Below are 26,957 nucleotides of genomic sequence, written 5' to 3' on the forward strand. Positions count from 1 at the left end.
CGCGACGCTTTCGATTCGACCCGGACGAAACGGCATGCCGCTGCGGCTGCGGTTCAGCGCCGCTTGCGCCGCGTCGACGAACGCGTGTCACGGGCACGTGTGAAGCTGGCCCGGCCTCCAGCAGCCGAAAGAGCGTTTCGTATTGCGGAATCTACGCCGAATTCCGGCGCCGCCGCCTTTTCGTCGCTTGAAAACTTGTTTTGCATTGCAAAAATCTCAACGTATCTCATTGAAAAACAAGAAAAAATAATGTCTTATGTCTTATATAAGACATCGTCAAAAGCTCGATGGGCGGCGTTACTATTTATCCCATGCAGTCCGCTTCGACAGACGTAGCGGACACGCTCAACCCGTTACTCAAACGCGCTTTGCTCCCAGGAGATTGACATGGCCCAGTATCAAGACGACATCAAGGCAGTTGCCGGTTTGAAGGAAAACCACGGCAGCGCGTGGAATGCGATCAGCCCCGAGTACGCCGCCCGCATGCGTGCCCAGAACAAGTTCAAGACGGGCCTGGACATCGCCAAGTACACCGCGAAGATCATGCGCGCCGACATGGCCGCCTATGACGCCGATCCGGCCAAGTACACGCAGTCGCTGGGTTGCTGGCACGGCTTCATCGGCCAGCAGAAGATGATCTCCATCAAGAAGCACTTCAACAGCACCGAACGCCGCTACCTGTACCTGTCGGGCTGGATGGTCGCTGCGCTGCGTTCCGAGTTCGGCCCGCTGCCGGACCAGTCGATGCACGAAAAGACTTCGGTCAGCGCGCTGATCCGCGAGCTGTACACGTTCCTGCGCCAGGCCGACGCCCGTGAACTGGGCGGCCTGTTCCGCGAACTCGACGCCGCCAAGGACGCGACCGCGAAGGCAGCGATCCAGGACAAGATCGACAACCACGTCACGCACGTCGTGCCGATCATCGCCGACATCGACGCCGGTTTCGGCAACGCGGAAGCCACGTACCTGCTGGCCAAGCAGTTCATCGAAGCAGGCGCATGCTGCATCCAGATCGAAAACCAGGTGTCCGACGAGAAGCAGTGCGGCCACCAGGACGGCAAGGTCACCGTGCCGCACGAGGATTTCCTCGCGAAGATCCGCGCGATCCGCTACGCGTTCCTGGAACTGGGCGTGGACGACGGCATCATCGTGGCCCGTACCGACTCGCTGGGCGCCGGCCTGACCAAGCAGATCGCCGTGACCAACACGCCGGGCGACCTGGGCGACCAGTACAACGCGTTCCTCGACTGCGAAGAACTGTCGGCCGACCAACTCGGCAACGGTGACGTCGTCATCAAGCGCGACGGCAAGCTGCTGCGTCCGAAGCGCCTGCCGAGCAACCTGTTCCAGTTCCGCGCCGGCACGGGCGAAGCGCGCTGCGTGCTCGACTGCATCACGTCGCTGCAGAACGGCGCCGACCTGCTGTGGATCGAAACCGAAAAGCCGCACATCGCCCAGATCGGCGGCATGGTCAGCGAGATCCGCAAGGTCATCCCGAACGCGAAGCTGGTGTACAACAACAGCCCGTCGTTCAACTGGACGCTGAACTTCCGTCAGCAGGCGTACGACGCGATGAAGGCCGAGGGCAAGGACGTGTCGGCCTACGACCGTGCGCAGCTGATGAGCGTGGAATACGACGAGACGGAACTGGCCAAGCTGGCCGACGAGAAGATCCGTACGTTCCAGGCCGACGCATCGCGTGAAGCCGGCATCTTCCATCACCTGATCACGCTGCCGACGTACCACACCGCCGCGCTGTCGACCGACAACCTGGCCAAGGAATACTTCGGCGACCAGGGCATGCTGGGCTACGTGGCCGGCGTGCAGCGCAAGGAAATCCGCCAGGGTATCGCCTGCGTGAAGCACCAGAACATGTCCGGCTCGGACATCGGTGACGATCACAAGGAATACTTCAGCGGTGAAGCAGCGCTGAAGGCGGCAGGCAAGGACAACACGATGAACCAGTTCTGATACCGGTCATCGCCAGGCGAAACGCCAACCCGTGACGGGTTGGCGTTTTTTTTATGCCCCGATCACCCGCACGAACGCGTCCGCCAGCACCGTCGGCTCGACCGGCAGCACCAGCGCGCACACCGACTTGGCGTCGTCATCCGAGATCGGCACGAAGACGACCCCGTCGATCCCGAGACTCGCCATCCGCTCCGGCACGATCGCGACGCCCTGTCCGGCCGCGACGAGATTCAGCATCGACGTCTTCGGCGACACGATCCTGGCGGTCGCCGGCACGAATCCGCGCTTCAGGCAAAGATCGATCACGACGCGTGCGAGCCCGCCCCGCTCCCGATACACGGCCGATACGAACGGCTCGTCCCGCAGCCGCGAGATCGCAATACGCTTGCGGCCCGCCAGCGGATGAGCGGCCGGCACCGCCGCGCACAAGCGCTCGGCCGCGAGCTCGACGAAGCGCACGCGCGGATCGCGGCGCAGCACCGGCAAACGAACGATCCCGATATCGGCGTTGCCGTTCGCGATCTCCTGCACCTGATCCTCGGACGACGCGCGGTCGAGATCGATCCGCGCGCCCGGGCACGCGCGCATGAAGCGCTCGAGCACCGGCATCAGGCTGCCGACGGGGACGGTGCTCGAATGCAGAAGCCGCAAGACCCCCGCTTCGCCGCGCGACAACTGCGCGCCCTCGTCGGCCGCGGCGGTCAGGGTCGCCGGAATCGACGCCACGCGATCGCGATAGAGCGCGCCGGCGGGCGTGAGCCGCACACCCCGCGGCTCCCGGTCGAACAGCGGAAACCCCAGCTCGTCTTCCAGTTGACCGATCTGCCGGCTGAGCGCCGACTGCGCGACGTGGAGCGCGCTCGCGGCCGGCGTGAAGCCGCCGAGATCGGCCACGGTCAGGAAATACTGGATTTGCCTCAGGGATGGCATGCCGAAAAGAGATGGATAAGCGCCCGATTTGATATTTGCGTTATACCGTCGCGCTTTCCAGAATGGAAGCCTGCCGTGCCGGAGCCGCCGTCACGGCTACTTCGCCGGAGCCTGCCTCGTCGTGACTACTCTCCTGTCCTATCTGCTGGTCGTTGCCGCCGGCGTCAGCGTGGCGTTGCAACAGGTGCTCAACGCCAATCTCCGTGCGCAGCTCGGCTCGCCGTGGTGGGCCGGCTCGGTCAGCTACCTCGTCGGCCTCGCCGCGATGCTCGTCGTTGCGCTGCTGTCCCCGCATCCGCGCTTGAGCGGCACCGGCACCATTACCGGTGCCGCGTCATGGTTCAGCTGGACCGGCGGAATTTTCGGCGCGGTGTTCGTCGGCATCGCGATCCTGATGGTGCCGCGACTGGGCGCCGCGACGACGCTCGCGCTGATCGTCGTCGGGCAGATGACCGGCGCGCTCGTGTTCGACCACTTCGGCGTACTCGGCATCCAGCAGCATGCGGCCAGCCCGATCCGCCTGGCCGGCGCGGCGTGCCTCATTCTCGGGGTGGTGCTGGTTCGCGCGTGACGACGTCTCGCGTCGCTGCCGCGTGCGCGTGCGTTGCCGAACCGCCGGCAACGCGCGCACCCGCCGCGACGCTCACGCGTAGTTCATCATCACCGACTTGCTTTCCGTGTACTGGTCGATCACCGCGCGGCCGAGTTCGCGACCGAAACCCGACTGCTTCATCCCGCCGAACGGCATCGCGTTGTCGAGCAGCGAGTGGCAGTTGACCCACACCGTGCCGGCCGCGATGCGCGGGATCAGCTTGTGGATCGCGGAAAGATCGTTCGACCAGATGCTCGCGCCGAGGCCGTACGGTGTGTCGTTGGCGAGCTGCACGGCCGTCTCGACGTCGTCGAACGGCATCGCGACGAGCACCGGCCCGAAGATCTCCTCGCGCACGACGCGCATCGCCTGCGTCGTGTCGACCAGCACGGTCGGTTCGACGAAGAAGCCGGGGCCGTCGATCGCGCGGCCGCCCGCGGCGGCGCGCGCACCCTCGCCGAAGCCCGAGTCGATATAGCCGCACACGCGCTGGCGCTGCTTCGCCGAGACGAGCGGGCCGATCTGCGTCGACGGGTCCATCCCCGGGCCGATCTTCAGGCTCGCGGCGATCTTCGCGACGCGCTCGATCACGTCGTCGAACACCGACGCATGGATGTACGCGCGCGACCCGGCCGTGCACACCTGCCCCTGGTTGAAGAAGATCGCGTTCGCCACGCCCACTGCGGCCTTGTCGGGATCGACGTCGGGCAGCACGATCACCGGCGACTTGCCGCCGAGTTCGAGCGACATCCGCGTCATGTTGTCGAGCGCCGCGTGGCCGATCGTCTTGCCAGTCTGCGTCGAGCCCGTGAACGCGATCTTGTCGATGCGCGGATCGCGCGACAGCGCGGCGCCGGCCGTGTGGCCGTAACCGGTGACGATATTGACGACGCCGTCGGGAAAGCCGGCCGCCTGAATCAGCTCGCCGAGTCGCAACGCGCTGAGCGGCGTATCTTCCGCGGGCTTCAACACCACGGTGCAGCCCGTGGCCAGTGCGGGCGCAAGCTTCCACGCGGCCATCAGCAGCGGGAAATTCCACGGAATGATCGCACCGACCACGCCGACGGGTTCCTTGCGCGTATAGGTGAAGATCTCGCTGTCCGGCATGTAAGGCATGCCCGCGTCGATCACGCTGCCTTCGATCTTCGTCGCCCAGCCGGCCATGTAGCGGAAGCACTGCGCGGCCATCGCGACATCGAGCCCCTGCGCCACCATCACGGGCTTGCCGTTGTCGAGCGACTCGATCTCGGCCAGCTCGCGCGCGTTCGCGTCGATCAGGTCGGCGAGCGCGAGCAGCAGACGCTCGCGCTCGGTAGTTTTCGCGGTGCGCCACGGCCCCGCGTCGAATGCGCTCCGCGCGGCCGCGACGGCCTGCTGCACGTCGTGCTCGTCCGCTTCGGGCACCCGTGCGAGCACGGTGCCGTCGGCCGGGTTCACGACGTCGAGCTGGCGGCCCGACGCCGCATCGCGCCACTCGGCACCGATCAGCATCTTCTTCGGCTTCGCGAGAAACGCGCGCGTGGCATCGAGCAGCGGGAACTGTTCGTTCGTCTCCATCTTCTTGATTCCTCGATTTCCTGAATGAGTCGGTCAATAGCGATCCGTGACACCGTCGATCCCGCGCGCCTGCAACGCGCGAACGAGGCCGGCGCGCACGGTCGCGACGTCGGACAAGGCGGGACGGCGGTGCGCGGCGACTTCGGCGGCCGTATAAGGCTTGAAGTCGCGCGGCAGTGCGTCGCGGTTCATGGTGGTCAGTACCCAGTTGAGCACGTCAGCGAGGTCCTGGTCCGACAGCGCCGAGTTCGACGCGCCGGGCACGCGCATCACGTACTCGCGCCCGGCCGGCAGATGCGTGAAATAGCCGAGCGAGTTGGCGAGCGGCGGTACCTTGCCGGGGATAACATCGCCCGTCGCCGTGTGGCAGCCCATGCAGTTGAGCACCCAGTGCTGCCGCGCGAGCGCCGCGTCGGCCGCGCCTTCGGCATGCACGGGTGCCGCGGTCGAACCCGCGACTGCTCCGGCCAGCATCAGCCACGACGACAGTCGACGCGATACGCTGCCGAGCCGCGACGACACCGCACACCGCGCGCGGGCCGCGGCGTCGCCAATACGGGGCGCGCACGCGAGCGTCACAGGCCGAGCCCCTTGATGACGACTTCGCGTTGCGCATGAACGGCCGTGCCGTCCATCACCTTCGCACGCGCCGCGCGGATATCGGCCGCCGTAAACGGCTTCGCGTCACCATGCTGTGCGTTGAGATCAAACACGACGTAGTTGAGCACGTGCGCGATGTCGTCATCGCTCGCGCTCGCAAACGACGGCATCTTGAAGTTGTAGGTCTTGTCGCGCACCTTGATCTCGCCGAACATCCCGTGCAGCAGCGTCGCGACCAGTTGCGCACGCCCCGCCTCGGCCGTCGCGTACTTGCCCGGATACTCGGTCAGCGGCGGCGCAAGGCCGTCCTGCCCCTTGCCGCCCGCCTGATGACACACCGCGCACTGCGCGTCGAACCGGCTCTTGCCGGCCGGGTAATGCACGGTTTCCTGCGCGCCGGCGGCGCCCGCCAATACGAAGCCCGCCACGGCCGTCATGCATGCGATGACGAACTTTCCCGCTTGCTTCCCTTTCATTGCTTCGCCGCTCCCAGCAGAACCGAAACCGAACAGTGATAGTTCGAATTGCCGTTGGCCATGCACCAGTTGATGTCGTTGTTCAGCGACAGCTTGTACAGCGGCTTCTCGCGCTCGTTGCGGTTGCAGAAGCATTTGCCGCACGATGTCTTGCCGCAGCAGTCGTTGTACGACACGATGTAGTCCGAACCGTCGTGCGGGTTCCGGCACGTGCCGATCCACGTGATCGGTGAAGGCGTCGTGCCCGGCGGGCAACTGCTCGACGTGCCGCCGCAGCAACTGCACAGCCAGCCGTCGATCGCGCAGTATTTCCAGTAGTCGCAGCTCATCGGATCGTCGCTTGCCGCCGATGCGGCGCCGCCGGACGCGGCGGACGCGCCCGATGCCGCATCGGCCGCATACGCGGTGCGGTCGACGGGCAGCAGCGGCAGCATCGCCGATCCCACCAGCACCTTGCCGAGCTTCGCCATCGCGCTGCGCCGCGAACTGTGCTGCGCGACGCCGCGCGCCGACCGCTCGAACCATGAATCAAACAGGCCCATGTCGTTGTTCTCCCTTGACGTTGAAAGAGGTGCGGCCGGTCATGCGTGCTGCGCGCGTGCGTCGTGGTCGTGGCCATGATCGCCGTGCACGAACTGCTGCAGCGATGCGACGCCGCGCTCCTTCGCTTCGAACAGGCTCTCGAGATGCTCGCGCGTGTTGACGAGCCCCTTCGCGCGCACCGTGCCGGTTTCGTCGAGCAGCACCGCGTACGGCAGCTTGCCGATCTGGTACGCGAGGCCGAGCTCCTGCGACAGCACGTACGGGAAGCGCCCGAGGTCGTGCTTGCGCGCGAAGCGCGTGTGTTCGTCGACATCGCCGTCGCTCGCGAGCACGATGTTCACCGGCGTCGCTTCGCTCGCCTGCAGCGACGGCAGCAGCGGCAGCAACTTCTTGCAGACGGGGCACGTCGGCGACAGGAAGAACAGCAGCGTCGCCTTGCCCGACGCATCGAAGCCGCCGACCTTCACCTGCGCGCCGCGAATGTCGGTCAGTTCGAACGTCGGCGCGATCGCGCCGACCGCCGGCCCCTTGTCGATCATCAATGCGCCGGCCGGCATGATGCGTTCGTACAGGATGCCGATCTGGCGCACGAGCGCGAGGCAGATTGCGCCGAGCGCGAGGACGGCCACCCACAGCAGGGCGGTGGAAACGGTGAGAGCGGTTTGCATCATGAATTCCTCAGGTGGGAAAGGCGCGGGTCGTTGGCGAGCAGCACGTCGACGGTGAGCAGCGCGCAGACGATCAGCAGCACGGAGAAGAACAGTGTCAGGTAGTCGAACCACACGACCGCGCGAGCGCCCGGCTCGACGAGCGCGGTCGCGGCCAGCGCGGCGAGCAGCAGTGCGCGCCCGACGTGCAGCCAGCCGATGCCGCGCGGTGCGTCCGCACGCGCCGCCGCGAAGCCGGAACAGCCGCAGTCGATGTCGGTGTGGCCGCGCAGCAGATTGATCGCAATCGCGGCGGCGAAGGCCACGAGCAACGCGATCAGGCCGATCGCGCCGGCCGTGCGCGTATCCGGAAACAGCAGCGCCGCGGCGCCGACGGCTTCCGCGAGCGGAATCGCGAACGCGACGGGCGCGGTCAGCGCGTCGGGCAACAGCCGGTAGCCGGCGAGCGCCTGGCTGAACGCGGCGGGCCGGCGCATCTTCGCGAACGCGCCGAGCAGCACGACGACGGCGGCGCCGGCCTGCGCGCTGGTGGCAAGTACGGGATCGAGCGTCATCGCGGCCTCACGGGTTGACGAGCAGCGACGACGTGTTGCCGATCTGCTTCTCGACGTTCTGCAGCTTGCCGGTGCGCGCATCCATCACGACGAGGTCGGACGTCGCCGTCAGCCCGTAGAACAGCGGCTTGTCGTCCTCGCTGACCTGGATCGACACGAGCGGATCGACCTTCTGCTGCGCGAGATCCCAGCGCGCGATACGCTGCTTCGACTTCAGGTCATACACCCACACCTGCGTGCCGGGATCCTTGTGCGAGCCGTCGCCGCCCTGGTGCATCAGCACGTAGTAGCGGTTCTGCCTGGCCTGCACGGCCGTCTGCTGCATGCCGCCCGGGCGCCAGCCTTCGGCGCGCTCGGCATCCGTCAAGAGCGGCCACGGCTTGCCGAACGCGGGCTTGTCGCCGCTGAAATCCGCGCTGCGCACGTTGCCGCCATACGTCGTGAACAGGTAGTCGCCCTTGTAGCGCGACGCGTTCACGAACGCCGGATCCTTGTCGACGTCGATGAACGCATCCGACATCGTGCGCTTCGCTTCCTTGCCGTTCGCATCGAGCGTGACGGTCAACGCCTTGCCGCTTTCGCACAGCGCGGTGAAGCGGTCGTTGCCCGACGGATAGGCGAGCACGCAGGCCGCCGTGTCGATCTCCGACAGCACCTGCTTCGACACCGCGTCGATCACCGTCATCGAAGCGGCCGGCGTGATGTTCGCGACGTACAACCGCTTGCCGTCCGCGCTGAACGCGGTGTTGTACGGCGACGGCACATGCTGCGCATGCTTCGCCGGAATCACGATCTCGCCCGCGTGATCGAGCGTCGTGTTGTCGGTCATCTCGACGACGTCGGTACGTGTGCCGTGCGAGCCGCGCGAGAAGTAGGTCGTCGCGACGAAGCTCGTCCTGTGGTCGGGCGAAATCGCGAAGCCGGGGCCGAAGCCGCCGTCGATCTGGCCGAGCAGCTTCCTCGCATCGGCGTCGTACACGTAGATGCGTCCGTCGGTCATCGACGGCATCGAGATGTCGACGATATAGACCTCGTGCGGATGCCATGGCGGCATCTTCTGCACGACCAGTTCCTCCGGCTTTTCCGTCGCGTTCGCGCCGCCGACCCATGCCGCCGCGAACGCCAGCGTCGCCGCGAGCACCGCGGTTCGTCGCCTTGTCCTCATGTCGCCTCCAGTTGGGGAATCACGTGATGTGGGGCGACTGTAGTTCGACAATAAATCCGGTCAGCACCCGGACCGGCACCGCGTGCGTGCCGATTCGGGATATTGGAAAACCGCCTGAAAGCCGCGCCGGCCGGAGGCTTCCGACCCTCTGACGAATGCGCGCGGAATAGCGCTCCCCCGTATTGCGCCGACCACGCGGTCGGTTTAATCTTGCGCGGTCCTGATCGACGCACCCGGAGGCGCTGTGTTCGTGTTTCACGAGAGGTTCGACAACGCGGACCGGCATGCCGAGGCGCTGCGCGGCTGGCACCAGCGCTACGACCAGATCGGCTCCGGCGCGTATCGAAGCGCGGTCAAGCATGCGGTGCTGGACGGCATGCAGTTGTTCCAGGAAACCGCCAACGTTCGCATCATCCAGCGCGGAAGATTGCCGCATGACCATACGGTGTTCGGCATGCCGCTCACCGGCTCCGGCACATTCGCATTCGGCGGCGCGCGCATCGAGCGCGGCACGATGGTGATGGCGCGCGGCGGTGCGCCGTTCGAGCTGCATTCGCCCGACGACATGTCGCTGATCGGTGTCGTCGCCGATCGCGCGCTGATGCAGCAGGTCGAGGATGCGGCCGACGTGCGCGTCGACGAAGCCGCGTTGCGGCGCGGTGTCGTCGACATGCCCACCGCCGTGCTGATGCGCGCGAGCGTGCAGGTCGCCACGCAACTCGAGCGCGTGCTGTCGGCACCCAATACCTACCGTGACGCACGCGCGCAACGCGAACTGCGCGGCGAGATCGGCAACGTGCTCGTCGATCTCCTCACGTACCGGATTCCCGAGCCTTCGAACCGCCTCACGCACGCCTGTCGCGCCGACATCGTGCGCCGCGTGCACGACTACGTGATCGGCCATCCCGAAGCGCCGGTCGACGTGCTGAGCCTGTGCACGCAATTGCGCGTGAGCCGGCGCACGATGCAGAACAGCTTCCAGTCGGTCGTGCAGACCAGCCCGTTGCATTACGTGCGCTCGCTGCGCCTGTCGCAAGTACGGCGGATGCTGCTCGATACGCGGCAGGCCGAACTGCCGATCAGCGACGCCGCCGCGCGCTGGGGCTTCATTCATCTCGGGCATTTCGCGAACGCGTACAAGGCGCAGTTCGGCGAGTTGCCGTCGGCCACCGCGCGCCGGGCCGTGCGCGACGCAAAAACGCGCTGAGCCCCCGCAAAACCCGCGATAATCTTCCGCTGACCGTTCGGCGCGCGCGAACCGGCCACGGCGCATGCCCGTCCGCTCGCCGCCCCGCACGATGCGCGACGACTACCGGATTCCATCTCCTGCCCCGATGCCCGAGGATTTCCATTTCCTGCTGCTGCCCGGCTTCTCCGCACTCGGCTTCATGTCCGCGGTCGAGCCGCTGCGCGTCGCGAACCGCTTTCGCACCGAGCTCTATCGCTGGCACGTGATCAGCGCCGACGGCGCGCCCGTCGCGGCGAGCAACGGCATTCCGGTCGCCGCCGAGGCAGCGTGCGCGGAGGTCGACAAGGTCGATACGGTGTTCGTCGTCGCGGGTTTCGATCCGCTCGTGTGCTACACGCGCGCGATCGGCGACTGGCTGCGCCGCCAGCACCGTCATGGTGCAACGCTCGGCGGCATCGACACGGGCAGCTTCGTGCTCGCGGAAGCCGGGCTGTTCGACGCGTCTCAGCCGCTCACGCTGCACTGGGAAGCACTGGCCGCGTTCCGCGAACGCTACCCCGGCCTGAACGCGACGCAGGAGCTGTTCGAGATCGACGACCGGCGCATCACGTGCGCAGGCGGCACCGCATCGATCGACATGATGCTCGACCTGATCGGGCGGCGGCACGGCGCCGATCTCGCGGCGGCGATCTCCGAGCAGTTCGTCGTCAGCCGGATCCGGCAGCGCTCCGACAGCCAGCGGCTCGAGATCGCCGCACGCTACGGCGTGCACAACCGCAAGCTGATCCAGGTGATCGGCACGATGCAGCGGCACATGGAAACCCCGCTCGGCTCCGATGCGCTCGCGCAGGAGGTGTCGATCACGCGCCGCCAGCTCGAACGGCTGTTCAGCGCCACGCTGAACGACACGCCGACGCATTTCTACCTGAACCTGCGCCTCGATCGCGCGCGTGAACTGCTGCAGCAGACGGACATGAGCATCACATCGGTTTGCGTCGCGTGCGGGTTCGAATCGCCGTCGCACTTCTCGCGCACGTATCGCGCGCGATTCGGGCTGAGCCCGCGCAACGACCGGCGTGCGACACGCTGATCGTCGCCGGATTCAAGCACAATCCAGCGCGGTATTGCACGTTCCGGCAGCGTTTCCCGCCGCTCGCTGCACAATGCCGGTGATTGATCGACGGACCGAAGCGGTCGTCGAAAATAAATTGGAATGTCGTTGAAAATATTCTGTAACATACCAAAAAAAGTTAGATAGGCAGCCTAACGACACGCATGCCGCCGCTCGGCGTGCGTCGCGCCACGCGGGCCATCAACCGATATCGATCCGATCCGAGGGGTATGACATGACGATGCTCGCTTCGCCGTCGCCGCACCTGCCTGCCGTTCGCTGCTTCGCCTGCGCTCCCCGCTCTTCCCCCGTCTGCTTCTTTTCGACCTGACATTTAGGTTTCCTTAGTCAGTCGACGCTCCCAACACCGCTTCGCCGCACCGGCTCCATCGAGCCGGCGCGCGGGCCGTGTCGTGCCTGCGCGCCACGAACGCGCGGGCGTATCCAACCGTTGAGATGAGGATCACGTATGCAGACATCACGCAAAGCACTGCCGCTCGCCCTGGGTCTCGCGCTCGGTTTCGGCATCGTCGGCGGCACCGCGGCCGATACGAAAGTCTCGAACCCGCAAGCAACGAGCCTGCGCGAAAGCCTGACGCGCGGCGTCGCGCCGCCGGCCGCCAAGGCCGATACGGCCGCCGGGCAGTTCCGCGCGGACGGCGTCGCCGTCACGCTGTACAACCCCGCGTATCGCGCGAAGAAAACCGCCACGACACCCGCCGCCACCGCGCGCGACTTCGTCGCGTCGCAAGCCGCGCAGCTCGGGCTCGATGCGACCGCGCTCGCGAGCCTCGTCGTCACGTCGGAGCGCAACGACGCCGATTTCACCGTCGTGCGCCTGCAGCAACAGGCAGCCGGCTTGCCCGTGTACGGCAGCGATATCGCGGTGACGGTCGCGAAGGACGGCCGCATCCTGTACGTCGCGAGCAACACCATCAACGGCGTGGTCGCGACGTCGCGCAAGTCGCAAGCCGTCGACCAGCAGCAGGCGCTCGACCGCGCCCGCGCGTATCTCGGCGTGAGCGGCTTCACGAACCTGGATGCGCAGCTCGTCGCGTTCGTCGACAAGACCGGCACGCATACCGCGTGGAAAGTGCGCGGCCGCCCGAACGACGGCCCGAAAGGCGACTGGGAACTGCTGATCGACTCGGGCAGCGGCGACGTGCTGCGCGCCGAGGACAAGGCGTTCTACGCGACCGACGGCACGGGCTTCGTGTTCCGGCCCGACCCGCTGTCGCCGACCAAGAGCAGCTACGGCAGCACGGGCTACAAGGACAGCAACGACGCCGATTCGTCGCAGCTCACCGCCGCACGCGTGCGCGTGACGTTGAAGGAACTCGCGCAGTCGGGAGGGCGGTATTCGCTGACGGGCCCGTACGCGTCGTGCGTCGATTTCGATGCGCCGCTCGACAAAGCGTGCCCCGTGCAGTCGACGCCCACGTTCGAATTCACGCGCGGCAACCTGTATTTCGAGGCCGTGAACGCGTACTACCACATCGATACGTTCCTGCGTTACGTGAACCAGACGCTCGGCATCAAGGCGTTGCCGTACCAGTACACCGGCGGCGTGCAGTACGACCCGCACGGCGAATCGGGCGACGACAATTCGTCGTATTCGTCGAGCAGCGGCCGGCTGACCTTCGGGCAAGGCGGCGTCGACGATGCCGAGGATGCGGACGTCGTGATCCACGAGCTCGGCCACGGCATCCACGACTGGGTGACGAACGGCGGCCTGTCGCAACAGGAAGGGCTGTCGGAAGGCACCGGCGACTATCTCGCCGCCGCGTACAGCCGCGACTTCAACCAGTGGAGCCCGTCGGATGCGCAATACCACTGGGTCTACAACTGGGACGGCCACAACGAGTTCTGGGGCGGCCGCGTGACCAACTGGAACGTCGGGCGCACCTATGCGCAGGCACGCGGCGCGGAGATCCATACGGCCGGCCAGTACTGGGCGTCGTGCAACCTCGTCGCACGCGACGCGATCGGTGCGCAGGCAATGGACAAGGCATTCCTGAAAGGGTTGTCGATGACCAACAGCTCGACCAACCAGAAGGCCGCCGCGCAGGCCGTGCTGACGGCTGCGTCCGCGCTCGGCTACAGCAGCGCGCAGCTGACCGCGATCGGCAATGCGTACAACCAGAGTTGCACGTACGGCGTGACCGTACCGAAGAAATCGTAATTCCGCAGCAGGCGGGGGCACCTCGCACGACCTGCGGCGCGCCCTCTTCCTCGACATCGCCATCCTCACGAGATCGAACATGCCTACTCTGAAACTGACCCGCCTGAGCGCCGCGCTGGGCGGCATGCTGCTGACCGCCGCCGCGCATGCGACGCCGGTGTGGATCACACTCGGCGACGCGGCGTTCCGCCAGTTGCAACTCATCGACGCCGGCGCCACCGCGCAGTACAGCGCGACCCTCGACGCGGGCAAGACAGCCGACGGCGCCGCGCGCCGCGAAACCGTTCACGTCGTCTCAATCGACGATTCACGACTCGGCGAACTGGCCCTCGCCGTCCACCATGCGCGCGGCCACGGGCCCGGCTACGTCGTGCACGACTCGTTCGACGAAGCACGCCAGGCACTGCAGCCGTTGCCGCCGACGCTCGCAAAACAGGCCGCCGCCTCCGTGTACAAGGTATCGAACGCGCCGCAGATCGGCACGTGGATCCAGCAGCTGCAGGCCAGCAACATCGTCGGCACGATCACGTCGCTGTCCGGCTTCACGAACCGCTACTACACGACGTCGCACGGCGTCGCCGCGTCGGACTGGCTCGCACTGCAGTGGAAGCAGCTGGCGGGGTCGCGCGCCGACATCACCGTCGAACAGTTCACGCACACCGGCTTTCCGCAGAAATCGGTGATCCTGACGATTCGCGGCAGCGATCCGGCCGCGGGCACCGTCGTGCTGGGCGGCCACCTCGATTCGACGGTCGGCCGCACGACGGAAAACACGCGCTCGCCCGGCGCGGACGACGATGCGTCGGGCATCGCCAGCCTTACCGAAGCGCTGCGCGTGCTGCTGGCGAACAACTACAAGCCGAAGCGGACGATCAAGTTCGTCGGGTACGCAGCCGAGGAAGCCGGGCTGCTCGGCTCGAAAGCGATCGCGAAGCAGTTCCGCGCGCAAAATGCGAACGTGGTCGGCGTGCTGCAGCTCGACATGACGAACTACAAGGGCGATCCGAAGGATATCTACCTGATCACCGACTACACGAACGCGTCGCAGAACACCTACCTGACGAATCTGGCGAAGACGTACCTGCCGGAACTCGCGATCGGCACGTCGCAGTGCGGGTATGCGTGCTCGGATCACGCGTCGTGGAATGCGCAAGGCTATCCGGCGTCGTTCCCGTTCGAGGCCGACCAGAACGACAGCCCGTATATCCATACCGTGAACGACACGCTGGAGAATTCGGATCGGCAGGCGAATCATGCGCTGAAGTTCGGCAAGCTGGCGCTGGCCTACGCGGTCGATCTCGGCGGGAACGGCAGCGCGACCGTCAAGCGTTGACCCGGCGACGGCCGGGGGCAGTGGCACGGGCGCGTGGTGCGGGCGCGCCCGTTCGAACCCGGCCGAGCCCGTTTGCCGTTCCGGATAGAATCGTCATCCGCTCACTTCAGCAAAACGGTGCAATGCCATGACCGATATCTCCCGCTCGTTCGACGATCTCACACCCGAGCGCGTCACGACCGCGTTCGACCTGCCCGGCCACACGACCATCCGCTCGCTCGGGGTCGCACAGGGCATCATCGTGCGCTCGCGCTCGATCGTCGGCTCGTTCGGCGCGTCGCTGCAAACCCTCTTCGGCGGCAACATCACGCTGTATACGTCGCTGTGCGAGAAGGCGCGCCAGCAGGCGTTCGACAAGATGCTCGGCGACGCGCGCAAGCTCGGCGCGAATGCGATCGTCGCGATGCGCTACGACTCGACCGAGATCGGGGCGGGCGTCACGGAAGTCATCTGCTACGGCACGGCCGTGCGGGTCGCGCGCGACGCAGGCGCCTGACCGTCAGCCGTTACGCGCCGGCCGCCCACACGATCGCGAGCACCACACCAACCGTCTTGCGACTGTTCAGTTCCGTCCACGGCAGCACGCCCGTCAGCGACAGCAGGATCAGCGCACCCGCGAGCGTATCGACGAGCCGCACCCGGCCGATACTCATCCCGACACCCTTGTGCAGGTTCGTCAGCCCTCCTGCGCATCGGCGCCGCCGGCATTGAGCCGCTGGAACGCGTTGTCGAATGTATTTTGAAATACACGGACATGAAACGGCGTCGGTATTGCTTCAGCGCTCGCGCTCGAGCGAAGTCATGTTCCGCAGTTGCGGGAACAACCGCATCCACGTGAGCGCGACCAGAATCGTCGCGGCACCGCCCACGACGATCGCCGCCGGCGCGCCCCACCATGCGGCCGTCACGCCCGACTCGAATTCGCCGAGCTGGTTCGACGTACCGATGAACAGCGAATTGACCGCGCTCACGCGCCCGAGCATGTCGTCGGGCGTACGCAGTTGCACGAGCGACAGCCGCACGACGACGCTGACGACGTCCGACGCGCCGAGCGCGGCCAGCGCCACGAGCGACAGCGTGAAGTGCCGTGACAACCCGAACACGATCGTCGCGATGCCGAACGCGATCACACCACCGAACATCGCGCGGCCCGGCCGCCCCTTCAGCGGGAACCGCGTGAGCCACAGCGTGCCCGCGAGCGCACCGACCGCGGGCGCCGCACGCAGCGCACCAAGCCCCCACGGGCCGACCTGCAGGATGTCGCGCGCGTAGATCGGCAGCAGCGCGGTTGCGCCACCGAACAGCACCGCGAACAGGTCGAGCGACAGCGCGCCGAGAATCGCCGGCTCCCGCCGGATGAACGCGACGCCCGAAAACACCGAGCGCAGCGTGACCGGCTCGCGGGCGGGCGGCGCACTGCGCAGCGGAATCGTGCCGCTCAGCACCGCCGCGATCGCGAACGCGACGACGCTCGTGCCGAACGCGGCGGGCGCGCCGACGCCGTACAGCAGCCCGCCGAACGCAGGCCCGAGGATCTGCGCGGCCTGGTTCGCGGACGTCGACAGCGCGGTCGCGCGCGGCAGATCGGTACGCGGCACGACGGCCGGCAGCAGCGACGACACCGACGGCGATTCGAACGCGCGGGCCGTGCCGACGATCGCCGCGAGCGCATATACGGCCGGTGCGGCCAGCCACCCTTGCGTGGCACCGAGCAGGAACACGCCGGCAGCCAGCGCCTCGACGCCCTGGCAGATCGTCGCGATGCGCCGGCGATCGTAGCGGTCGGCCACCTGCCCGACGACGAGCGTCAGCGCGAACATGGGCACGAACTGCGCGAGGCCGACGAGACCGAGCGCGAATGCGCTGTGCGTGAGCGCGTAGACGTACCAGCCGATGGCAACCGACAGGATCTGGAAAGCCAGGGAAGACATGACGCGCGTGCCCCAGAAACGCTGGAACGGGGCGTGGCGGAACAGGTTGGCGGGTAACGGGGATAAAGGACTGGAGTCGGGCACGGAGTCGGTCATCGAGGTCTCGGCGGTCGGCGCTGCGCGCCGGTACCGTTCGAGAAACGACTGCGCACGCCGACGCGTGCGCGCGACAACGGTGCCGACGCGGCCAAAGCGCGATGATATGCCAACCGAGGAAAACGGGCCGCAGGCGCGGGTGCCGACGATTCCGGCGGCCACGCTGATCACGGCCGCCGGGTGGATGCCCTGCTACAGGATCTTCCGATGTAAGCAGCCCGCGCGCTTTACCGCGGCGGACCGCCTGTATCGCTCGAACCCATCGCCATGCCGAACAGACGTTGCCCTTCCGGCGTGTCCTCGACTCTCCAGCCCTCGGCGCTCAACGCTTCCCGGATCCGGTCGGCTTGCGCCCAGTCCTTGTCCGCCCGCGCGCGCTCACGCTCACCGAGCAACACGCCAACATGTTCCGGAACGTCGAACGCAACCGGCCGCCAGTCGCGCAACCCGAGACCCAGCACCGCATCGAAGCTGTCGACGGTCGCCTTCAGCGTGGCAGGCGGCAGGTTGCTCCTGACCAGATCCCACAGCACCGCGAGCGCCCTCGGCAGATTCAGGTCCTCGTTCACTTCGGCATCGAATTGCGCGGCGAAATCCGCATCGACGCGCCCGCCGTCCGGCCAGCCGGCATGGAGGTGCCGAAGTCGATTCAGCGCGGTGTGCGCCGCGTCGAGCGACGCCCACGTGAAATGCAGCTTGCTTCGATAGTGGGCCGTCAGGCACAGGTAGCGGTACGCAAGCGGATCGACACCCCGGCTCTGCAAGGTCTGCAGACGGACGAAATCGCCACTCGACTTCGACATCTTCGTATCGGCGTCGAGCGTCAGGAAGTGCCCGTGCATCCAGTAGTTCGCGAGGTGCGTGCCGTGGGCGGCCCGCGTCTGCGCGATCTCGTTGCTGTGATGCACGGCGATATGATCCTCGCCGCCGCAATGGATATCGAACAACGTCCCGAGATACTTCGCCGACATCGCCGAGCATTCGATATGCCAGCCCGGAAAGCCGCGCCCCCACGGGCTATCCCATTCCATTTGCCGCTTGACGTCGGCCGGACTGAACTTCCACAACGCGAAATCCGTGATGCTCCGCTTCCCGCCCAGCGCCACCCGCTTGCCCGCCTGCAACCCCGCGCGGTCCAGCCGCGCGAGATAACCGTAGTCGTCCTGCCGACTGGTGTCGAAGTAAAGGCCGTCGTCCGTCCGATAGACGTAGCCGGCCCGGTCGAGCGTATCGATGAACGCGATCTGTTCGGCGATGTGATCGGTGGCGCGGCACCAGACCGTCGGCTCGAGCAGGTTGAGCGCGCGCCAGTCCCGGACGAACGCCTCGGTGTAGCGCCGGGCGATGGCCCACGCCGATTCGCCGGTCCGACGGCTGCCCTTCTCCATCTTGTCTTCGCCTTCGTCCGCGTCCGATGTCAGGTGGCCGACGTCGGTGATATTGACGACGTGCCGGACCGCGTAGCCGTTGCGTTCCAGTACGCGGCGCAGGAGGTCCTCGAACACGTAGGTTCTCAGGTTGCCGATGTGGGCATCGTCGTAGACCGTGGGGCCGCAGCAATACATGCCGACCTGCCCGGCCCGGATAGGCGTGAAGGGGCGCACGGTACGCGACCAGGTGTCATACAGCGCAAGCGGCATCGAGTTTCTCCGTCCCAAGGTGTGGGCCCAAAAACAAAAAGGCCGCCTGTTTTGCATCACAGGCGGCCGGAAGGCGATTGCTTGAATGTTCAGCGAGTTCGCTAGACGCAACTTCCCCCTGGCATGTCCTGACAACATGCGCGGATCAGCGACGAGGGGGAAAGGGCGAGATCAAGCATGCGGACGATGCTAGCGCCTATAGACGGCAATGGTCAATACCATCCGACTGCGGTTCCCCGGGCGGTGGCCAGGCGGCCGGCACGGGCCGGACGCATTTCATGCCCGCTCATGCCCGGCAAAAAAAAAAAGCGCGAACCGTGGTTCGCGCCAAAGAGAGACCCTTCGCTGAAGACGTCGCTGCCCCACACCACCCCGCTCAGAACGAATGCCGCATCCCGATCCGCACGTCGGCCTGCGTCTGCGTCGTCGACGGCGTGAAGCTGTAGCCGACCACCGCATCGACGCCCTGCGACGCGCGCAGGTAGTCGCCGGAGATGTACACGTCCGTGCGCTTCGACAGCAGGTAATGCAGGCCGGCCGTGCCCTGGTTCCAATGGTGGCCTTCGAAGCGCGTGTGCTGGTAGCCCGCGATGAAGCTCAGCGCCGGCGTGAACTGGTACAGGCCGCCGCCTTCGTACACCTGCATGTGCGACGACTGGCCGAAGCCCTTGATCGTCGTATACGAGTAGTTGGCGTCGAGTGTCAGCTTGCCGATCGTGTAGCTGGTGCCGATGCCGAACGTGCCCTGGCTGTCGACGTCCATCGGCGTATTCGCGAACAGGTCGGTGCGGGCGCCGGTCGCCGGATCGACGGTGACGGTCTGCTGGCCGAGGAACGTGTGCGTGCCGATCATCGCGTACGGGTCGAACGCATAGATGCCGTTCGGGTTGTTCAGGCGCGTGTACGCGGCGCCGATCGAGAAGTCGCCCTTCGTGAAGCTCGCGCCCGCGCTCCAGGCGCTGTTGCGATGGAAGTTGCCCGCGACATTGCCGAACGAGTACATCGCGCCGAACTTGAAGCCGCTGAGATCGTTCGACAGGAACTTCACCGAGTTCGGCAGGCGGTCGCCGTTGAAGCGGTCGAAGTCGCCCTGGTGGATCGCATAGCCGCTGCCCCACGCCGAGATGTTGTAGATCGACACGAGTTCGTTCGTGATGTCGAGCTGGTTGCCGAACGACAGCGTGCCCCAGTCGTTCTGCAGGCCGACATACGCCTGGCGGCCGAATTCCGCGCCGCCGAAGCCCAGTTGCCCGTTGCCGAGGTGGAAGCCGCTCTCGAGCGTGAACACGGCCTTCAGGCCGCCGCCCAGGTCTTCGGTGCCCTTGAGGCCGAAGCGGTTCCCGTAGGCGACGCCGTCGTCGAACTTGACCACGTGCGAGCCGCCCGTGTTGTTCACGTACGTGATGCCCGCGTCGAGAATCCCGTACAGCGTCACGCTGCTTTGCGCATGGCCAATGGCGGGAATACAGGCCGCGCATGCAAGCGCGGCGGCTACGGCAACTTTCTTTTGCTTCATTGTCGACCACCCTCCCTGAACCGTTCGATGGATAGAATCTCGTCCCGGCGCGTGCCGCGATGCACCGGTGGATTCCAATTCAGACCGCCCTGCTGGCTTCGGCATTTCGTTTTCCGCAATAACGCAGCCATTGGCGAAAAATACAAACCCATATTTCGGGTCACCCGTCTGAAGGCGACACTAAATGGTCGCGATGCGACGGATCGGGAAAACACGTAGACAGGCGGCACGGCAAAAACCGGCCGCCCGGAGGGAGGGAATCAGCGACCGTCGAGGGCCGCGCGCACGGCCGGCAGGCCCGGTGCGCCGGCCGCCGTCGTCACGCCGTCGAGCCAGCCCGCGACCAGCGCGGGTTCGGCCTTCAGCGCATGCTGCGCCGCGAGCACGGGCGACGTCTTGTGGTCGAGCATGTCGGCGATCATCCGGTTCTCGACGTCGACCGAGAACGTCATCTGCCGGAACAGCCGCGCGAGGTTCGTGCACTGGCCGGCGAACCCGGCGCGCGTGACCGTATTGACCGTCGCGCCGCCGTAGTTCGGGCCGAAGTACGCATCGCCGCCCGACAGATACGTCAGATGGAACTTCGTGTTCATCAGGTGCGGCTCCCACGCGAGAAACACGATCCAGCGCTTGTCGCGCACCGCGCGCTCGACCTGCGTGAGCATGCCCGTCTCGCTCGATTCGACCAGCGACCAGTTCGCGGACCCGAGCACGTGGTCGGACAGCAGCCGCTTGATGTTCTGGTTCGCGGGCGCGCCGGGCTCGATCCCGTAGATCTTGCCGCCGAAGCGCTCCGCATAGCGCGCGAGATCGGCGAACGTATGCACGCCGGCGGCCGCCACATAGTCGGGCACCGCGAGCGTGAATTTCGCGCCGCTCAGGTTCGCGTGCAGCACGTCGATCGATTTCTCGTCGACGAACGGCTTCACGAGCGGCGCCTGCGCAGGCATCCAGTTGCCGAGGAACACGTCGACCTGCCCTTTCTTGAGCCCCTGGTACGTGATCGGCACCGACAGGTTCGCCACGTCCTGCCGGTAGCCGAGCGCCTTCAGCACGACGCCCGCCATCGCGTTCGTCGCATCGATGTCGGTCCAGCCGGGCGCCGCCATCTTCACGTCGCTGCACGTCTGCGGGTCGGCGGCATACGCAGGCTGTATCGCCACCACGCACGCGGCGGCGGCGAGCGCCGCGCCGACCCTTCGGATTGCTGCATTGCGTTGCCGTTTCATGGTTCACTTCCTCCGTCGTTTTTCATTGACCGCGATGCGATACGCTCAGCGCCCGACGCGCGGAAAGCGCGCCATCGCCTCGAGCGTGTCGAGTTCGATGTGATTGCGCATGTAGCGCTGGCTCGCGTCGGTGAACGGCTGCCAGTCCCACGCCTGGATGCGGCCCTGCGTCGTCGCCGCGTAATGGAAGCGCCGGCGCCGCTGGCTCGCGCGCACCTGCCGGTCCAGGTCGGGCAGGTTCCAGCGCTGCGCGGCTTGCGCGCGGAACGCGGCAAGCACGTCGGTGGCTTCCGGCGTGCCGGCCAGGTTCGTCAGCTCGCGCGGATCGTCCGACAGGTTGTACAACTGGTCGGGATCGAGCGGGCAATGCACGTACTTCCAGTCGCCGCTGCGGATCATCACGACCGGCGCGACCGCGCCTTCCGCCAGGTACTCGCCGAGCGCAACCTCGTGGGCGGGCTTGCCGTGCAGGTGCGGCACGAGGCTCGCGCCATCGACCGGGTCGGGCCAGCCGCCGGCCGGTGCGGCGCCGGCGAGGTCGACGAGCGTCGGCAGCAGATCGACGTGCGACACCGGCCCGCGCACGCGCGCGGCGTCGAAGCGGCCCGGTGCATGGACGATCAGCGGCACGCGGCAGCCGCCTTCGAAGAAGGTCATCTTGTACCAGAGCCCGCGTTCGCCGAGCATGTCGCCATGGTCGGACGTGACGATCACGATCGTGTCGTCGGCGAATCCGCATTGTTCGAGTGCGGCGAGCACGCTGCCGAACTGCGTGTCGACGTAGGACGTCGCGCCGTAGTAGGCGCGGCGCGCGGCACGGATCTGCGCGTCGGTGGGCGGCGTGCGGTCGTTTTCGCAGACGAAGCGCAGCCGCTGCGAATGCGGGTCGCTTTCCGCCGCATCGAGGCGCACGGCGGGCATGTCGATCTCGTCGTCGCTGTACAGATCCCAGTAGTCACGCGTGATCGCATACGGGTCGTGCGGATGAGTCAACGACACGACCATGCAGAACGGCCGCGCATCGTGCCCGGCCGCACGCTCGCGCGCGACGTCGTACAGCTTCTGCTTCGCGGCGAACGTGACTTCATCGTCGAAATCGAGCTGGTTCGTGCGCACGCACGGACCGGCCTCCAGCACCGAACTCATGTTGTGATACCAGCTCGGCCGCTCGGTCGGGCTGTCCCAGTCGGGCACCCAGCCGAAATCGGCCGGGTAGATGTCGGTCGTGAGCCGCTCCTCGAAACCGTGCAACTGGTCGGGCCCGCAGAAGTGCATCTTGCCGGACAGCATCGTCCGGTAGCCGCCCGCGCGCAGGTAGTGCGCGAAGGTCAGCGTTTGCGCCGGCAATTCGGCGGCGTTATCGTAGGCGCCGATCCCCGACGGCAATTTGCCCGTCAGCAGCGAGAAACGCGACGGCGCGCACAGCGGGCTCGCGCAGTACGCGGCGTCGAATACGACGCCTTGCGCGGCGAGACGGTCCAGCGTCGGCGTGCGCGCGACGCGATTACCGTAGGCCGGCAGCGCGAACGGCGTGAGCTGGTCGGCCATCAGGATCAGGATGTTGGGTGTCGGGTTCGTCATCGGCAGTCGTGGGGAAAACGGTGTTCGAATGGAACGGCTCGCCGCTCGCGCAGCGAGACGTCCGGCATGACGGAAACGGCTCGACGAAAGTGCCGCACGGGCGGGCCGCGCTGGCTAGAATCGCGGAATGCGTTGCGCGGCGCCCGTGAAGCCGGCTTTGAAGCAGGCTTTGAAACGGGCTTTGAAGCGGGCCGTGAAGCGCAGGTACCGCACCGTCCGAAGCACTATCACCCGCCCGAATTCGCGCGGGTAGGCGTCCGGCCCTTATGGGGCCATTAGAGAGACTTATGTCGAAATCCGAACCGTTACCGTCGATGCAGGCGCTGCGCGCGTTCGAATCGGCTGCCCGGCTCGCGAGCTTCACGGCCGCCGCGCGCGAGCTCGGCTCCACCCAGCCGGCCGTGAGCCAGCAGGTGTTCCAGCTCGAAGCCGAACTGGGCGTGCCGCTGTTCGAGCGCAGCCCGCGCGGCGTCACGCTGACGGCCGACGGCGAGTGCCTGTACGAAGCCGTGCGGCTGAGCCTCGACACGCTGCGCGGCGCGACCGCGACCCTGCGCGCGCGCCGCGAGCACGGCGCGCTCACGATCGTCACCGACTTCGGCTTCGCGACCTACTGGCTGATGCCGCGCCTGGCCGGGCTGAAGCGCGTGATGCCGGATGTCGACGTGCGCGTCGTCACATCACAGGATTACGACGCACAGCGCGACCATGGCGACATCGCGATCCTGTTCGGCGACGGCCACTGGCCGTCGTGCACCGCCGCACGACTCTTTCCGGAATCGGTCACGCCTGTCTGCTCGCCCGCGTTCCGCGACGCGCACCCGCACGTCGCGCGGGCCGAGCACCTGCTGGCCCTGCCGCTGCTGCACGTGCAGCCGACGCGCCCCGAGCGCTGGCTGTCGTGGTCCGGCTGGTTCGACGCACACGGCCTCGATACGGCCGCCGCCGCGCGCGGCGTGACCTTCAACAGCTACGCGCTCGTGATCCATGCGGCGCTGCTCGGCGAAGGCGTCGCGCTGGGCTGGTCGCCGCTCGTCGACGAACTCGTCGCGTCGGGGCAGCTCGTGAAGCTCGTCGACGCGCCGGTCGTCACGTCGCGCGGCTACTTCCTGGTGCGGCCGCCGCAGCGGCCCGAGCCGGACGCGACCCACGTGTTCCGGCGCTGGCTGCTCGACGCGTGCGCGAGCGCGTGACGGGCGCACCCCGTCCCCGCGTGCTGGCGCGCCGATACCAGCCACACGGCGCGTTGGTTCTATCCGCCCCGAAATCGTCCTGATTTACTTGAGCCTCCCGCTACCCGCGCGGCGCGGCGCCTTCGTGCGCCGCCGCACGGCCGTGCGCCCATGCCATCCGAGGAGTCTCATGACCGCCGAGCACCGCCCCGATCAATTCGTCCTGACACTGTCGTGCGCGAGCGCGGCCGGCCAGGTCGCCGCCGTCGTCGGCTTTCTCGATCGCCATCGCTGCTATGTCGATGCGCTGAACGTGTTCGACGACGATCTCAGCAACCGCTTCTTCGTGCGCTGCGTCTTTCATCCGACGGATGAAACGCTGCAGATCGATGCGCTGCGCCACGAATTCGCGCCGATCGCGGCCAGTCTCGGCGGCCAGCAGGGCGACATGCAGTGGGCCATCCACGACGTGAACGCACGGCCCAAGGTGCTGATCATGGTGTCGAAGCTCGAGCACTGCCTCGCGGACCTGCTGTTCCGCTGGCGGATGGGCGAGCTGAAGATGGACATCGTCGGCATCGTGTCGAACCATCCCGACTTCGAGCCGCTCGCCGTGCAGCACGGGCTGCCGTTCCGCCACTTCCCGATCACGGCCGATACGAAGGCGCAGCAGGAAGCGCAGTGGCTCGACTTCTTCGAATCGAGCGGCGCCGAACTCGTGATCCTCGCGCGCTACATGCAGGTTCTGTCGCGGGAGACGAGCGCGAAGCTCGCGAATCGCGCGATCAACATCCATCATTCGTTCCTGCCCGGCTTCAAGGGCGCGAAGCCGTATCACCAGGCCCATGCGCGCGGCGTGAAGCTGATCGGCGCGACCGCGCACTTCGTCACCGACGATCTCGACGAAGGCCCGATCATCGAGCAGGTTGTCGAGCGCGTCGATCATGCGCTGCGGCCGGAGCAGTTGCTCGCGGTGGGGCGTGATGTCGAATCGCTCACGCTCGCCCGCGCGGTAAAGGCGTTCATCGAGCGGCGCGTGTTCCTGAACGGGGACCGGACGGTGGTGTTTCCGTAAGCGGAAAGGTGTCGCGTTCGAAACGCGGCAGAAACGAGAAAGGCTCGACCGGTATGTCCCGGCCGAGCCTTTTTTGTCGTCGCGCTGCGCGCGATGCGCCACGCGACGCTCCGTGTGCGGTTTCCGGAGCCGTCGCGCGTTCGCTACCGCGTCACTTCACCCACGCGAAGTAATACGACAACCAGATCGTCAGCCCCGCGCCGACCAGCGCCACGTATGGCATCAGATTCAGCCACATCGCACGCTTCGGCACTTCGAGTTCCATGTCGCGCTGCATCTGCGCGGGGAACCGGCCGCGGTCCTGCCAGTAGTGGCGGAACAGGAACACCGGCACGATCAGCAGCATCGCGATCAGCCCGTTGCGCAGCGTGCCGTCGCCCTGCAGGTTCGCACCCGCGCCGACATAAACCAGGTTCGCATACCCGCAGATCGCGCCGCCGACGAGCAGCCACGTCGGGCAGCGGAACGGCCGATCCCAGTTGCCGCGATCCATCCGGTGGATCCAGCCCGACTGAAGATTCAGGAATACGAACAGCATGTAGCAGACGTTCGAGATCGACAGCACCGTCATGTAGTCCGACATCATCAGCAACACGAGGTTGAAGCCGAGATCGGTCCACATCGCGCGCGTGGGCGAGCCGTGCTCGTTCACGTGCGACAGGTACTTCGGCAGCCAGCCGTCGACCGATGCCTGGTACAGCGTGCGCGACGAGCCCATCATCGACGTCATCACGATCAGCAGGATCGACAGCATCAGCATCACGACGACCGCATTCGCGACCCATGCGCCACCGCCGACGATCTTCGCCATCGCAGCCGCGACGCCGGTGCCGTCGCCGATCGCCGGATCGAGCATCGCCTGCGTACCGAGTGCGCCCTGGAACGCCATCGGCACGAGCGTCATCACGACGAGACACAGTGCGCCCGACCAGAAGATCGCCTTGGCGGTATCGCGACGCGGGTCACGGAATTCACGCGTGTAGCAGACGGCCGTCTCGAAGCCGTACGACGCCCAGCCGGCCATGAACATCGCACCGAGCGCCATCGTGACGCCCTGCCCGTTCCACGAGCCGAACGTCGCGGCCGTGAGATTGCCGTGTGCGTCGTGACCGAGCGGCAGCAGCGGGAGCAGGTTCGACATCGGCACGTCGCCCGTGATGAACGGCACGATGCCGACGATCAACAGCGGCGTGAGCGACGCGATGCCGAGAATGCGCTGCGTACGCGCAGCCTTCGATGCACCGCTGTGCTGAAGCTTGAACGTGATGAGAAGCAGGATCGTCGCGATGATGAACGTCGCATTGATCCGCAGGGACAGACCCGGCTTGATGAACCCGAGATCCGCAACCTTGAGCTGCCAGTGCAGCACCGCCGCGTCGGCGGGAAAGAGACTCGTGAGCGCATAGCTCGCCGCGAGGCCGCAGCCGAGCGCGAGCATCGGCGACCACGCGAGCCAGTTGCACCACACGGAAACCGGGGCAATCAGCTTGCTGTAACGGACCCAGCCGATCGCGCCATACACGGACGCGCCGCCCGATTTATGGGGAAATAGCCCCGATATTTCCGCATAAGTCGCGCTTTGAACCAGCCCCATCGTGATCGCGGCGATCCAGATCGCCCACGCGGGCTGGCCGATCGTCGCGCATACGCCGCCGATCGTGAACAGCACGCCTGCCGGCACGCCGCTCGTCACCCAAAAAGCGTCTTTCCAGGTCAGGCCACGATGCAGCGTGTGGCCCGTCGAATCATGTGAGATGGTTGCCTCAACATCACTGGTGCGGTTCGCACGCAGTCCTGCCTGACTCATCCAATTCCTCCTGTGATGACTCCGCACAAGGGCGCTAGT

General features: G+C 66.6%; 23 protein-coding genes and 1 pseudogene. 9 read left to right on the top strand and 15 right to left on the bottom strand.

The window, feature by feature from the left end:
- Nucleotides 1-387 precede the first annotated feature (387 nt).
- Nucleotides 388-1,971 carry an isocitrate lyase gene (locus tag F3J15_RS03655; protein ID WP_046548501.1) on the top strand — a complete coding sequence of 528 codons (1,584 nt, stop codon included), beginning with the start codon at nucleotides 388-390 and terminating at the stop codon, nucleotides 1,969-1,971.
- A 51-nt stretch (nucleotides 1,972-2,022) separates the two neighbouring features.
- On the opposite strand, the gene F3J15_RS03660 is transcribed toward F3J15_RS03655, so the two are convergent.
- Nucleotides 2,023-2,901, bottom strand: a complete 879-nt coding sequence (locus F3J15_RS03660; protein WP_166887892.1) for a LysR family transcriptional regulator — start codon at nucleotides 2,899-2,901, stop codon at nucleotides 2,023-2,025.
- A gap of 121 nt (nucleotides 2,902-3,022) precedes the next feature.
- Here F3J15_RS03660 and F3J15_RS03665 point away from each other — a divergent pair, with 121 nt between their 5' ends.
- Nucleotides 3,023-3,472 (top strand): DMT family transporter, encoded by a 450-nt coding sequence (locus F3J15_RS03665; protein ID WP_166887895.1) that lies wholly within the window; start codon nucleotides 3,023-3,025, stop codon nucleotides 3,470-3,472.
- A gap of 72 nt (nucleotides 3,473-3,544) precedes the next feature.
- On the opposite strand, the gene F3J15_RS03670 is transcribed toward F3J15_RS03665, so the two are convergent.
- From F3J15_RS03670 to F3J15_RS03700, 7 genes are all read right to left on the bottom strand, one after another.
- The gene (locus F3J15_RS03670) at nucleotides 3,545-5,050 is read right to left on the bottom strand and encodes an aldehyde dehydrogenase family protein (protein ID WP_166887898.1); all 1,506 of its coding nucleotides are present in this window, start codon (nucleotides 5,048-5,050) and stop codon (nucleotides 3,545-3,547) included.
- 33 nt (nucleotides 5,051-5,083) lie between these two features.
- On the bottom strand, nucleotides 5,084-5,524 hold the full coding sequence (locus F3J15_RS03675) for a cytochrome c (protein ID WP_205190677.1): 441 nt from the start codon (nucleotides 5,522-5,524) through the stop codon (nucleotides 5,084-5,086).
- A gap of 101 nt (nucleotides 5,525-5,625) precedes the next feature.
- Nucleotides 5,626-6,126, bottom strand: coding sequence for a cytochrome c (locus F3J15_RS03680; RefSeq protein WP_166887904.1), 501 nt, complete (start codon nucleotides 6,124-6,126; stop codon nucleotides 5,626-5,628).
- A complete protein-coding gene (locus tag F3J15_RS03685; RefSeq protein ID WP_089485178.1) occupies nucleotides 6,123-6,668 on the bottom strand; it encodes a methylamine dehydrogenase light chain in 546 nt (181 codons plus the stop codon). Before F3J15_RS03685 ends, F3J15_RS03680 begins: the two co-directional genes overlap by 4 nt.
- 39 nt (nucleotides 6,669-6,707) lie before the next feature.
- Nucleotides 6,708-7,340: a methylamine dehydrogenase accessory protein MauD gene (mauD, locus tag F3J15_RS03690; protein ID WP_166887907.1), complete on the bottom strand. Its 633-nt coding sequence runs from the start codon at nucleotides 7,338-7,340 to the stop codon at nucleotides 6,708-6,710.
- Entirely contained in the window at nucleotides 7,337-7,891 is a 555-nt protein-coding gene (locus F3J15_RS03695) for a MauE/DoxX family redox-associated membrane protein (RefSeq protein ID WP_069252344.1), read from the bottom strand. Before F3J15_RS03695 ends, mauD begins: the two co-directional genes overlap by 4 nt.
- Before the next feature lie 7 nt (nucleotides 7,892-7,898).
- Entirely contained in the window at nucleotides 7,899-9,056 is a 1,158-nt protein-coding gene (locus F3J15_RS03700) for an amine dehydrogenase large subunit (RefSeq protein ID WP_166887910.1), read from the bottom strand.
- A gap of 244 nt (nucleotides 9,057-9,300) precedes the next feature.
- On the opposite strand from F3J15_RS03700, the gene F3J15_RS03705 reads away from it, so the two are divergent.
- From F3J15_RS03705 to F3J15_RS03725, 5 genes are all read left to right on the top strand, one after another.
- Nucleotides 9,301-10,263, top strand: coding sequence for a helix-turn-helix domain-containing protein (locus tag F3J15_RS03705; protein ID WP_166887913.1), 963 nt, complete (start codon nucleotides 9,301-9,303; stop codon nucleotides 10,261-10,263).
- A 127-nt stretch (nucleotides 10,264-10,390) separates the two neighbouring features.
- Nucleotides 10,391-11,335 carry a GlxA family transcriptional regulator gene (locus F3J15_RS03710; RefSeq protein ID WP_069252347.1) on the top strand — a complete coding sequence of 315 codons (945 nt, stop codon included), beginning with the start codon at nucleotides 10,391-10,393 and terminating at the stop codon, nucleotides 11,333-11,335.
- A gap of 490 nt (nucleotides 11,336-11,825) precedes the next feature.
- Complete coding sequence (locus tag F3J15_RS03715; protein ID WP_166887916.1) at nucleotides 11,826-13,538, top strand: M36 family metallopeptidase; 1,713 nt, start codon at nucleotides 11,826-11,828, stop codon at nucleotides 13,536-13,538.
- Nucleotides 13,539-13,617: 79 nt separating this feature from the next.
- A complete protein-coding gene (locus F3J15_RS03720) occupies nucleotides 13,618-14,871 on the top strand; it encodes a M20/M25/M40 family metallo-hydrolase (protein WP_166887919.1) in 1,254 nt (417 codons plus the stop codon).
- 127 nt (nucleotides 14,872-14,998) lie between these two features.
- Nucleotides 14,999-15,367 carry a YbjQ family protein gene (locus F3J15_RS03725; protein WP_166887921.1) on the top strand — a complete coding sequence of 123 codons (369 nt, stop codon included), beginning with the start codon at nucleotides 14,999-15,001 and terminating at the stop codon, nucleotides 15,365-15,367.
- Nucleotides 15,368-15,377: 10 nt separating this feature from the next.
- Here F3J15_RS03725 and F3J15_RS03730 read toward each other — a convergent pair.
- The 6 genes and pseudogenes from F3J15_RS03730 to betC all read right to left on the bottom strand — a co-directional run.
- A pseudogene (locus F3J15_RS03730) lies at nucleotides 15,378-15,551 on the bottom strand (peptidase); the annotation flags it as partial.
- 96 nt (nucleotides 15,552-15,647) lie between these two features.
- The gene (locus F3J15_RS03735) at nucleotides 15,648-16,898 is read right to left on the bottom strand and encodes an MFS transporter (RefSeq protein WP_166887924.1); all 1,251 of its coding nucleotides are present in this window, start codon (nucleotides 16,896-16,898) and stop codon (nucleotides 15,648-15,650) included.
- Between the two features lie 227 nt (nucleotides 16,899-17,125).
- The gene (cysS, locus tag F3J15_RS03740; RefSeq protein ID WP_166888126.1) at nucleotides 17,126-18,538 is read right to left on the bottom strand and encodes a cysteine--tRNA ligase; all 1,413 of its coding nucleotides are present in this window, start codon (nucleotides 18,536-18,538) and stop codon (nucleotides 17,126-17,128) included.
- Nucleotides 18,539-18,914: 376 nt separating this feature from the next.
- A complete protein-coding gene (locus tag F3J15_RS03745) occupies nucleotides 18,915-20,054 on the bottom strand; it encodes a porin (protein WP_166887927.1) in 1,140 nt (379 codons plus the stop codon).
- Nucleotides 20,055-20,314: 260 nt separating this feature from the next.
- A complete protein-coding gene (choX, locus tag F3J15_RS03750) occupies nucleotides 20,315-21,283 on the bottom strand; it encodes a choline ABC transporter substrate-binding protein (RefSeq protein ID WP_166887930.1) in 969 nt (322 codons plus the stop codon).
- A 45-nt stretch (nucleotides 21,284-21,328) separates the two neighbouring features.
- Nucleotides 21,329-22,864 (bottom strand): choline-sulfatase, encoded by a 1,536-nt coding sequence (gene betC / locus F3J15_RS03755; protein ID WP_166887933.1) that lies wholly within the window; start codon nucleotides 22,862-22,864, stop codon nucleotides 21,329-21,331.
- 287 nt (nucleotides 22,865-23,151) lie between these two features.
- Between betC and F3J15_RS03760 the strand changes: the two genes are divergently transcribed.
- Both F3J15_RS03760 and purU read left to right on the top strand, forming a co-directional pair.
- A complete protein-coding gene (locus tag F3J15_RS03760; protein ID WP_069252356.1) occupies nucleotides 23,152-24,057 on the top strand; it encodes a LysR family transcriptional regulator in 906 nt (301 codons plus the stop codon).
- Between the two features lie 169 nt (nucleotides 24,058-24,226).
- The gene (gene purU, locus F3J15_RS03765) at nucleotides 24,227-25,111 is read left to right on the top strand and encodes a formyltetrahydrofolate deformylase (protein WP_166887936.1); all 885 of its coding nucleotides are present in this window, start codon (nucleotides 24,227-24,229) and stop codon (nucleotides 25,109-25,111) included.
- A 151-nt stretch (nucleotides 25,112-25,262) separates the two neighbouring features.
- Here purU and F3J15_RS03770 read toward each other — a convergent pair whose 3' ends face one another.
- Nucleotides 25,263-26,918, bottom strand: coding sequence for an APC family permease (locus tag F3J15_RS03770; RefSeq protein ID WP_069252358.1), 1,656 nt, complete (start codon nucleotides 26,916-26,918; stop codon nucleotides 25,263-25,265).
- Between the last annotated feature and the right edge of the window lie 39 nt (nucleotides 26,919-26,957).

The organism is Burkholderia sp. Ap-955 (assembly GCF_011753045.1).
GTDB lineage: Bacteria > Pseudomonadota > Gammaproteobacteria > Burkholderiales > Burkholderiaceae > Burkholderia > Burkholderia lata_D.

What these genes read in the sequence shown, in the direction of transcription:
- F3J15_RS03655 (WP_046548501.1), top strand. Translation starts at nt 388, where the DNA reads ATGGCCCAGTATCAAGACGACATCAAGGCAGTTGCCGGTTTGAAGGAA.
- F3J15_RS03660 (WP_166887892.1), bottom strand. Translation starts at nt 2,901, where the DNA reads ATGCCATCCCTGAGGCAAATCCAGTATTTCCTGACCGTGGCCGATCTC.
- F3J15_RS03670 (WP_166887898.1), bottom strand. Translation starts at nt 5,050, where the DNA reads ATGGAGACGAACGAACAGTTCCCGCTGCTCGATGCCACGCGCGCGTTT.
- F3J15_RS03675 (WP_205190677.1), bottom strand. Translation starts at nt 5,524, where the DNA reads ATGCTGGCCGGAGCAGTCGCGGGTTCGACCGCGGCACCCGTGCATGCC.
- F3J15_RS03680 (WP_166887904.1), bottom strand. Translation starts at nt 6,126, where the DNA reads ATGAAAGGGAAGCAAGCGGGAAAGTTCGTCATCGCATGCATGACGGCC.
- F3J15_RS03685 (WP_089485178.1), bottom strand. Translation starts at nt 6,668, where the DNA reads ATGGGCCTGTTTGATTCATGGTTCGAGCGGTCGGCGCGCGGCGTCGCG.
- mauD (WP_166887907.1), bottom strand. Translation starts at nt 7,340, where the DNA reads ATGATGCAAACCGCTCTCACCGTTTCCACCGCCCTGCTGTGGGTGGCC.
- F3J15_RS03695 (WP_069252344.1), bottom strand. Translation starts at nt 7,891, where the DNA reads ATGACGCTCGATCCCGTACTTGCCACCAGCGCGCAGGCCGGCGCCGCC.
- F3J15_RS03700 (WP_166887910.1), bottom strand. Translation starts at nt 9,056, where the DNA reads ATGAGGACAAGGCGACGAACCGCGGTGCTCGCGGCGACGCTGGCGTTC.
- F3J15_RS03710 (WP_069252347.1), top strand. Translation starts at nt 10,391, where the DNA reads ATGCCCGAGGATTTCCATTTCCTGCTGCTGCCCGGCTTCTCCGCACTC.
- F3J15_RS03715 (WP_166887916.1), top strand. Translation starts at nt 11,826, where the DNA reads ATGCAGACATCACGCAAAGCACTGCCGCTCGCCCTGGGTCTCGCGCTC.
- F3J15_RS03720 (WP_166887919.1), top strand. Translation starts at nt 13,618, where the DNA reads ATGCCTACTCTGAAACTGACCCGCCTGAGCGCCGCGCTGGGCGGCATG.
- F3J15_RS03725 (WP_166887921.1), top strand. Translation starts at nt 14,999, where the DNA reads ATGACCGATATCTCCCGCTCGTTCGACGATCTCACACCCGAGCGCGTC.
- F3J15_RS03735 (WP_166887924.1), bottom strand. Translation starts at nt 16,898, where the DNA reads ATGACCGACTCCGTGCCCGACTCCAGTCCTTTATCCCCGTTACCCGCC.
- cysS (WP_166888126.1), bottom strand. Translation starts at nt 18,538, where the DNA reads ATGCCGCTTGCGCTGTATGACACCTGGTCGCGTACCGTGCGCCCCTTC.
- F3J15_RS03745 (WP_166887927.1), bottom strand. Translation starts at nt 20,054, where the DNA reads ATGAAGCAAAAGAAAGTTGCCGTAGCCGCCGCGCTTGCATGCGCGGCC.
- choX (WP_166887930.1), bottom strand. Translation starts at nt 21,283, where the DNA reads ATGAAACGGCAACGCAATGCAGCAATCCGAAGGGTCGGCGCGGCGCTC.
- betC (WP_166887933.1), bottom strand. Translation starts at nt 22,864, where the DNA reads ATGACGAACCCGACACCCAACATCCTGATCCTGATGGCCGACCAGCTC.
- F3J15_RS03760 (WP_069252356.1), top strand. Translation starts at nt 23,152, where the DNA reads ATGTCGAAATCCGAACCGTTACCGTCGATGCAGGCGCTGCGCGCGTTC.
- purU (WP_166887936.1), top strand. Translation starts at nt 24,227, where the DNA reads ATGACCGCCGAGCACCGCCCCGATCAATTCGTCCTGACACTGTCGTGC.
- F3J15_RS03770 (WP_069252358.1), bottom strand. Translation starts at nt 26,918, where the DNA reads ATGAGTCAGGCAGGACTGCGTGCGAACCGCACCAGTGATGTTGAGGCA.